The organism is Streptomyces sp. 8L (genome assembly GCF_020176795.1).
Classification (GTDB): Bacteria; Actinomycetota; Actinomycetes; order Streptomycetales; family Streptomycetaceae; genus Streptomyces.
The window spans coordinates 1,643-10,098 of the sequence record NZ_JAIUKE010000370.1 but is presented as its reverse complement, the minus strand read 5'-3'; the positions used below and the strand labels follow the sequence as shown (position 1 = coordinate 10,098).

The 8,456-nt window shown below is 70.7% G+C and carries 7 protein-coding genes and 2 pseudogenes; all 9 read right to left on the bottom strand.

Features of this window, described 5'->3' with window-relative positions; all coding sequences use genetic code 11:
- Window positions 1-697 (bottom strand): annotated as a pseudogene (locus LCE31_RS27025) (DUF317 domain-containing protein); the annotation flags it as partial.
- A gap of 693 nt (window positions 698-1,390) precedes the next feature.
- The gene (locus LCE31_RS27020; RefSeq protein ID WP_225018671.1) at window positions 1,391-2,263 is read right to left on the bottom strand and encodes a DUF317 domain-containing protein; all 873 of its coding nucleotides are present in this window, start codon (window positions 2,261-2,263) and stop codon (window positions 1,391-1,393) included.
- Window positions 2,260-3,540 carry an ATP-grasp domain-containing protein gene (locus LCE31_RS27015; protein ID WP_225018668.1) on the bottom strand — a complete coding sequence of 427 codons (1,281 nt, stop codon included), beginning with the start codon at window positions 3,538-3,540 and terminating at the stop codon, window positions 2,260-2,262. Before LCE31_RS27015 ends, LCE31_RS27020 begins: the two co-directional genes overlap by 4 nt.
- A pseudogene (locus tag LCE31_RS27010) lies at window positions 3,516-4,394 on the bottom strand (deazapurine DNA modification protein DpdA family protein); the annotation flags it as partial. The gene LCE31_RS27015 and the pseudogene LCE31_RS27010, both read right to left, overlap by 25 nt.
- Before the next feature lie 35 nt (window positions 4,395-4,429).
- A complete protein-coding gene (locus LCE31_RS27005) occupies window positions 4,430-4,921 on the bottom strand; it encodes a VUT family protein (RefSeq protein ID WP_225018664.1) in 492 nt (163 codons plus the stop codon).
- Window positions 4,922-5,267: 346 nt separating this feature from the next.
- Window positions 5,268-6,503 carry an MFS transporter gene (locus LCE31_RS27000; protein WP_225018662.1) on the bottom strand — a complete coding sequence of 412 codons (1,236 nt, stop codon included), beginning with the start codon at window positions 6,501-6,503 and terminating at the stop codon, window positions 5,268-5,270.
- On the bottom strand, window positions 6,500-7,024 hold the full coding sequence (locus LCE31_RS26995) for a regulator (protein WP_225018660.1): 525 nt from the start codon (window positions 7,022-7,024) through the stop codon (window positions 6,500-6,502). Before LCE31_RS26995 ends, LCE31_RS27000 begins: the two co-directional genes overlap by 4 nt.
- Window positions 7,021-7,863 (bottom strand): winged helix-turn-helix transcriptional regulator, encoded by an 843-nt coding sequence (locus tag LCE31_RS26990; RefSeq protein ID WP_225018658.1) that lies wholly within the window; start codon window positions 7,861-7,863, stop codon window positions 7,021-7,023. Before LCE31_RS26990 ends, LCE31_RS26995 begins: the two co-directional genes overlap by 4 nt.
- 41 nt (window positions 7,864-7,904) lie before the next feature.
- A complete protein-coding gene (locus LCE31_RS26985; protein ID WP_225018675.1) occupies window positions 7,905-8,318 on the bottom strand; it encodes a hypothetical protein in 414 nt (137 codons plus the stop codon).
- Between the last annotated feature and the right edge of the window lie 138 nt (window positions 8,319-8,456).

The following is an 8,456-nucleotide window of genomic DNA, read 5'->3' as shown; positions in this document are numbered from 1 at the left end:
GGGGGGGGGGGGGGGGGGGGGGGGGGGGGGGGGGGGGGGGGGGGGGGGGCCCGGCCGCGACGGCGACGGCAGCGGCGGATCGGACGAGACGTGCGTGCACGAGGAAGAGGACTCCTTGGGACAGGGGGCGGGAGAGATCATCGGGTCCGGCCTGGGAGCAGGGCGGACGGTGGCGGAGCCGCGGGTGTGGTGCCGTTCGGTCGCTTGTCTGTGGGGGTGGCGACGTACAGGGCGCTGCGGCTGTAGAGGGGGATGTCCTTGACCGTGCGGGCAGCGGTTCGGTGGAGATCAGCGAAGCTGTGAAGGCTGTGGCGAGTGCGGTGGGAGTGTCGCGCGAGAAGCGTGCCGTCCAATACGGCGCGTCGGGGTGACCGCCCCAGTACTCCCATGCTGGCCCGTCGTACCCGGTGGCGTATCGATGACACACGCCGCCCAGCCCGTCCGGGGCGAGGAAGGTCTGTGTGCCATTGGTCTTGACATCGTGTATCCAGCCGTTGGCGAACAGGGGCACGTATGCCTCGTGGGGCACCCCTTCACCCGGAAAGAGCCAGTCTCGGTCGCTGTGCCGGTCTTCGAGGTAGATGTCGAGCACCTCAGCGTGAACATCCTGCAGCAGTTCGACGGGGGTGGTGCCATCGAAGGTGATCCGCCACGTGTGCTTGGCGAAGGGGACCCGATGCGCGCTGATGGTCCACATGCCCGTGCCGAGCTGGGGCCGGTAGGTGGTCTGCAGTCGCAGGCACGGGCTGAAAGCTACGGCTGTGCCTTCCTCGGTCTGCACGAATGGCCAGCCCTCGTCGTAGGGAAAGCCCCATACGATGCGGGGGTCTACAGCTCCGGGACCGGCGAGGTGACGGGGCAGGACTTTCACGCTCTGACCCGGGTCGAGGTTGTCAAAGGGGTGTGTCACTGGTTAGGACTCCTGTTGGGCGGGGCGAAATACAGAGCGGGCGGTGTGGGTGTGGTTCAGCGGGCGGGGGCGCCGCTGCAGGTGGCCGGCGCAACGGGAGCGGTGTGCGCGTTCCGGCTCGCCGTACGGCTCGGTGTGGTCACGGTCCAAACACCGGGGAACCAGACGGCGGTGTATTGCCCGATGGCGTGGCGAAGCCCCGTGAACTCAGCCCCCTCCCACGGCGGCGAGCCGTCACGGTGGTTCTCGGTGAAGATGCCGTAAATGGGGCCGCTTGACCGGATGTTGCCGACGTTGTCACGGCGGTAGACCTGTAGAACGCGGTGGTGAAGGCGATGCGCAGTCGCAGGACTGCGCCGGGCACGGGTGTGGCGTAGTAGGCATCGCCCACGACAGTGTGTGGTCGTGGAAGGGAGGCAGAGTTCGGCGAAGAACTCGGCAGCCTGCAGAGACGAAGAAGAGTCCCGGGAGGTCAGCGCGTTATCGACGTGAGGGGGGCAGGGCGTGTCGGGTGGAGGTGCTCCATCGCGGGACGCTGGCTGCGGGCAGCGCGGCCGGACGGCGAGAGGAGACGGCCCGCTGCACGTCGAGTGGAGTGGGCGCCGGCGGCTGCGGCGGGAGAACGGGAGTAAGGCGGGCCATGCCCGTGATGTAGCTGAAGGTGTCCTTCTTCCAGCGGGGCAGCGGGGCGGGGTCGCAGACGGATTCGGTGAAGGCGGCGAGAAGGACAATCGGTGTGTCGGTGCTGGCCGTGGCGTACCAGGCGGGCCGCTCGACGGACTTGCCGGCCCACATCTGCCAGCGCGCCGCGCGGGTCGTGAGTTCAATGTCCGGGTCGAGGTCGCCGGTGGTGAACTCCAGGCCAGCGAACCCGTCTGGCGACTGAACGGCGAAGACACCCTGGCGCGGGCGGTCCAATACCCAGCCCTGCTTCAGGAGGGGCGTGACAGCGAGAAAGGGATCGCGTTCGGTCATCTGAGCGAGTGGCCGAGCGAGAGAGATATCCGGATCTTGCTTGTAGGCCGAGGCGAGGGCCGTGGTGAAGGCGCGGACGAATTCCTCGGGGGTGCGGTCGTTGAAGCAAACGCCCCAGGTCGGCGGACCGAAGGGGTCCTTGTAGGCGTTGATGCGCCACAGACCGTCGTCTTCCCCCTCGGGCAGGTAGCCGAGGCGTAGGCGCCGGTCCGGGGCGTCGACGTACACGTTGCCGAGGTCGTCGTGCCGGAGATCCCAGCCGAGGTCCAGGAGCGGGGCGAGAGCGGGGTCGCCGGTCACGGTGCTGGCCGCGACGTAGCGCGGGGTGACGTAAACGTCGCCGTCGATGTCGTAGCGCGGATCGGGCTGTGGGCTCATCGTCCTGCCTGAGTGGTCACGGTGATTTCGTCGGCGGCGGTATCGAGGCGTTCGTTGACCTCGGCGGTGTTGCGGCCGGTGACGACGTAGAACCCGGCTCGCGCGGTGAACAGGTCCCCCTTGGGCGGCAGCAGGAGCTGCTCGCCGAGTTTCCGGGTCCACTGGAGCTGGCGTAGCCAGGGCGTGTGGGCGACGAAGGGCTGGTTGACCTGCCGCGCGGCGAGGGTGCCCGAGGCCGCCGGATAGAGCATGCGGATGCCTGCGGCACCGTGCCGAGTCGGGGTGAGGTCGGGTGTCTCGCCGCACGCGAGGTCGGCGGCGGCCCTCGGCAGGTCGATACCGGTGGCGAGGCGGACGAGGTGGCCGATCATGTCGCCGCCGATGCGTGCGTTGACTTCGATCAGCCGGGGCCGGCCGTCGACCAGACGCATCTCGACATGCTGCACGCCATCCGTGATTCCCAGGGCCTTGACCGCTGCGCCGGCCGCGGGAGCGACCTGTGTGAGCAGCGGGTCGGCCGCGTCGACGGTGTGCCCGGTCTCGTCGAAGTACGGTGCGGGACCCAGGCTCTTGCGGGTCACGGCGACAGCGGTAGTCACGCCGTGCTGGGTGACGCACTCGACGGACACCTCAGGACCGTCCAGGTACTCCTCGACCAGGACGCCGGTGTCCTCGCGGCTCTGGCTCGCTCCGGCCGACGCGAACTCGAAAGCGTCGGCGAGTTCTTCGGGCCGGTCGATGCGGATGACGCCGATACTGCCGGCGAAGGCGGCGGGCTTGAGGACAGCCGGATAGCCGATGCTCATCGTCGCCAGCCCTGCCTCCAGCAGGGTCCGGGCCTTCATCGAGGCGGCCGACGGCACTCCGTGACGGGCGAACAGGGCGCGGGCGGTGGCCTTGTTGCGGCAGCCACGCATCACCTCGACGGAGTTCGCGGGCAGATCGAGCGCGCGGGCGAGACGGGCAGTGGGGACGAGGTTCCATTCGTCCCAGGTCACGATCCCGGCCAGGGTGTGGCGTGCCGCCAGCTCCCGGCCGGCAGCCAGCAGCGCGGTGTTGTCGCTCAGGTCCGCGACGGCGTGATCGACGATGTAGGGCTTCTCCCAGGACGGCTCGGTGCCCGTCAGCAGGACCACGTCGTAGGCGGCGGCGACCTGCTCCAGACAATAACCGCGGTAGATCGCATCACCGGCGGAGACGACGAGGACGCGGGGGGAGCCCGAGGAACCACACGGCGGACGGGTGGTGGCATTTATCGGGGAAACAGGGTGCGGCATGGCGGATTTGGCCCTCCGAATAGTTGTGTGGTGGGGGTCTGGTGGCGGGTCTGGGGCAGCTGGGAGGTGACACGCTGGTACCAGCGGCTGGCCCAGTCCCAGCAGTTGGCGCAGCTCTTGTGGGTGTGGCCGGGAAGCGGGTCCGAGCGGCGTGCGCCCATGGACCAGGCCATCGAGTCGGCGGAGACGAGTGCGTCGGCGTAGGTGCCGAGCCCCGCGATCTTGACTCCGAAGCCGTGCAGGCGCAGGCCCTGGCGGGCGAATTCACGGACGATCGAGGCGATCTCGTCGGTGGCCTGGCGACGGCAGACGGAGCCGAGCCCGACCACGGGTTCCGCCGCCAGGTCGATGCCCGCGTCGGCGTACAGCTGGGCGCAGTGCAGGTAGTGGCGCAGTTCCCAGCCCTGCAGGACCGGGATGAACGGCAGGTCCGGGGCGATGGCGCGCAGCTCGATCAGGTTGGCGACCGTGTAGCGCTGGTGCAGGGCGATGGCTGCGTCCAGATCCTCATCAAGCTCGCCAGGTGCCAGGCCGCGGGCGCTACGGGTGCCGTGGAACCATCCGGGGCCCGCGGGCGGGGCCTCGCGTTTGCCGAAGACCACCCACGGTTCGCACATCCAGTCCTGGGGAGCCGCCCATGCCATGTGGCCGATCGCCTCGGCATATCGCCGCACCTCGGTGGCGTACTCGGCAGCGGTGATGGTCCATCGGCCGTGTCGCTGGAGTTCGGTGAAGCCGCCGGAGTCCAGGGCCCAGGCGGTGCGGGCGCGTGGGAAGGTCTTGCGCTTCGTGAGCCGGTTGCGGGATATGAACAAGGGGATGTCGCTGTCGGCGAGCCAATTCACCATGTGGGTGCCGAGGTAGAACGTCGGCCCGACCGCTGCGACGGCTACGCGTTCACCGCCTGATGACGGCGCCGCACGGTGGCGATCACGGTGAGGGCGGCGAGGGTCATCAGCATTTTGCCGAACAGTTGGCCCGGCAGGAGGGCGAGCGAACCGAAGGCGAGCGACAGGAAGACCACCGAGTCGGCCATCGCACCGACGGTGTTGCTGACAACCACCGCCACCATCAGGCCGCGGCGCCGCAGCGGTTCGTAGACGGCCGTATCCAGTAGTTCCGACAGCACGAACGCGGCCACCGACGCCAGTGCCAGCTTCGGCTGTGCGAGCAGCCACGACATGGCCCCGCCCGCGGCGATCATCGCGAGTACCGCACGGGGGCCGAGGCTCTCCCGGGTCAGGTCCCGCAGGACCAGCGCCAGGCCGAGCAGGTAGACCCCGGCCGGAGCCATCATGCCGAGCCCGACGGGAACTGCTCCGGCATGGGCGGTGAGCAGATTCGCCGCCGGGACCGTGCCCAGGTATGCGGCGGCCAGCACGCCACCGCACGCAGCCCGCCCCGGTCCTGGAGCGGCCACCGGCCACGCGAACGAACGGGCTGGAGGAGGTGTGCGGGTCCCGAGAGCATCGTGCGAGAGCACGCCGGCCGGTGATTCGGCGTCCGAAGCACAGCGGCGGACCCCCACGGCACGGGCATGGAGCAATCCCTGATAGCCGGGGTTGCCAAAACGAGCGGACAAGAAGGTGCTCCGTATCGGTTGAGGGCAAAACGAGAGAGCTCTCGCAGGTGGCACTGCGGCGGCGGCGCAGCTCGAACGCCCCATCCCAATCGGTGTGTTCCTTGACCAGGAGGCGGGCGTAGAGGGCGCAGGCGGCGCGACAGCCTCAGGTGCGCAGTGCGCGATCGGTGCGCAGGCGGGCGAAGGCGCAGAACAGGCCGAGGGCCTGCAGGACGGCACACACGGTAATCACATGGCCCAATGCATGGGGCGGCGTGAGCGCGGTGAGCGCGCCGGCCACGGGGAAGGGCAGCAGGAGGATGAGGATGGTCGCCGACAGGGTGCTGCCGAACTTCTCCTGCGGTATCAGGCGGGAGCGCAGGGTGCGCAGGACGACCGTCAGGCCGCCTTCGGCTGCCATGAGGATCGCGACCAGGACCAGGTAGGACCGGTAATTTGGGGCCTGTGCGGCGGCGAGAGTGGCCAGTGAGGCGAGGGCCGCGCAGGCGGCGCCGACCGGCCACAGGCCCAGGCGGTCGAGTGCGAAGCGGCAGACGGTCACCGCCAGGAGGGTGGCTGCCGCGGCAGCGGACCAGACCAGGCCGACGGCCGTGGTGGACTGCCCGAAGTCTTGGACCACGATCACGGGGCCGGCCGCCTGGAGAAGGCCGGTGGCCAGGTTGGACAGGGTCAGCCCGGTCACCATCCAGCCGAGCGCGGGAAGCGAGCGGATGGTGCGCCACCCGGTGAGCAGTCCGGCACCGGACGTTCCCTTCGGCGTGCGGGCCGGGGCGAGGGGCGAGGGCGGTGTCCGCAGGGCGAGCAGCGCAGCGAGAAGCGAGAGCACGGTGATCACCGCGAGCATCGGCGGTGGCCCGGCGAGCAGGAGGACCCCGGCCAGTGCCGGGCCGCCCAGGGTCGCGGTCTGGTCGATGCCCAGCAGGACGGCCTGGACGCGGTGAGCCCGCGCTCCCGCTCGGCGGCCGGCGGCGGCACCCGCGGTCTCGGCAGCGAGGTAACTGAACTCGGTGAGCACGCCGGTTGTCGCCGCGAGGACCACGACGGTCGCGCTCGCGACAGTGCCGGAGGGGTGGAGGTGGAGCAGGACCGCGCCGACGGCGAGCGCCAGCGCGCGTCCCAGGGAGGCGAGGTGGAAGACGATGGCCGCTCCGCGCCGGTCGACGATCGCACCGGCCCATCCGAACGCCGCCACTCTGGGGAGCCACTCCAGGGCGAACGCGGCGCCTGTCAGCGCGGACGAGCGTGTGGTGGCCAGGACGAGCAGCGGGATACCGTAGGTGGACATCGCGAACGCCAACGCGTCCGCCGCGCGTGGCAGGTAGATGCTGCGCATCAGTCCGGCAGTGTGCGGTGCGTGCGGGGGTGTGACGGCTGTGCTCACGCGGCCGGCTCAGGTTCGGCTTCGGGTACCTGGGTGACCTGGGGGTTTGCGGCCAGCCACTGGAGCAGGAGCGATCGGGGACGGGCCAGCTCCAACTCGGCCTCGCCGCTGGGCAGGAGGGGGGCGGCCGGCCGCGGGAGGCCGTCGGTGTGCCGGTTCGTCAGCGAGGGTGCGAGGAGGTCGAGGACGTGGCCGATGCGCGTGCTGAACTCGCTGACTGCGGCGGGGTAGGCGTGGTGTCGGGACCAGCGCGCAGTCGCGTCGTACAGGTCGGCCAACTCGGCTCCGGAGGCGGTGAGTTCCAGATTGGCCCCGGGTTCGGCCTGGACGAGATGGTAGGTGCGGGCGGCTTCGCCGGCGCGGCGCAGCTGGTGTGCGGAGAGGTCGGGCAGGGTGCTGGCCAGCCTTCGTGGTGGTATGGGGCCGTTGTCGTCGATCTCGGTGATCAGGCGGATCAACGGGCGTGAGGCGAGCAGCTCGACAGCGGTGCGCGCTTCGGCGGGGGTGAGGAGGGTGGTCATCGGCGCGGGCCTCCCGCCGGGATGGCCGCCTTCGTACGGGCGGGCGTGGCGTGCGAGAAGAGATCGCTGTCGTGCCAGCCCGGAGATGACCCGCCGACCCGGGCGGGTCGTGGCGTTGCGGGCGCCGGCCGGGCCCGGCTGCTGACCCACGGCCGCGGTGCGGTCTTCGACTGCAGGTTCCCCCACAGCGGGTGCCGGGCTGCTTGGTCGAGGGGCTGCCCGGCGGACCATGCGGACAGGCTCCCGAGAACGGGGCCGAGGCCCTCGCCGGCGGCGGACAGCCGGTAGGGCCGTCCTGTGCCCTCGGTGTCGACCAGGCCGTCGGTGACGAGCTGCCGCAACGGCGGATAGACGTTGGTGTACTCGCTGTTGGGCATCACGATCCGGGCCAGAGTCCGGCCGCTGGCCTCCTGTCGGGACTTGAGCACCCACAAGATGGCGGCAGCGTGGCGCCGGGTGAGCAGGGTGAGGCTGTCCTCGATCTGCTCGATCGCAGGCACCGGCCGCTCCGTCGTCTCCAGATGTTCCTCGGCCCAGGTGACGATCGTCGGCAGGACCGGCAGCAGGGTCACGGCGCGGTCCGTGTGGCCGTAGGTCACGTGCCGCGCACCGTGTTCGGTCCGCTCGACGAGTCCGGCGTCGCACAACGACTTGAGCTTAGGGTGGAGCTGCCCATCCAGCAGCCAGGGCACCTTGGCCGTCAGCTCGCTGTAGCGCAGCGGCGGGCCGGACAGGGCCAGCAGAATCCTCACGTTCCAGCGTGGAGTGATCATGGCGAGTGCCTCGGTGACCCGGGCGAGGTCGGCGTCGGTGTCAGGGGGCAGGGCGGTGATGGCCAAGGAAAGGAACTCCTGGATGAGTGCGGGTCATGACCCGCAAGTCAGCGGCTGTGTGCCGTGCTGTGCGTCGCAAGCGGCACGGCGACGGCGGGAGGTGAGGCAGTCGGCGGGTCGGGCGCTGGTTCCGGGACGCGAGCGAGGCTCTGCAGGACGGCGTCGAGCGACGCGGCCTGGGCGTCCCGGACGGCTACGGCTTCGGCGAGCCGTCGGGAGTCGTCGATGAGGTGAGAGACCTCGTGCTGGCCGATCTGCCGCTCGGGATGGAGGAGCCGGGCGAGATGGTCGCGGTGAAAGGCGATGCTGCGCTCGGCGAGGGCGAGGTCGTCGTGCATGCCGAGCAGGGCGGAGAGCATGCCGGGCGGCTGGTCCTGGGCGTGGGCCTTGAGGTCGGCGAGCGGTGCGCCGTACAGGTCCTCGATCCGTCCGGCGATCTCCGTGGACGTGAGGGGAGACAAGCGAGGGCTATCCTGGTCGGCCGGCCCGGGCCGCCGCCGCCCCCCCCCGGGGGGGGGCCGGGGGGGGGGGGGGGGGCCGGGGGGGGGGGGCCCCCCGCGGGGGGGGGGGGGGGGGGGGGGGGCGGGGGGGGGGGGCGG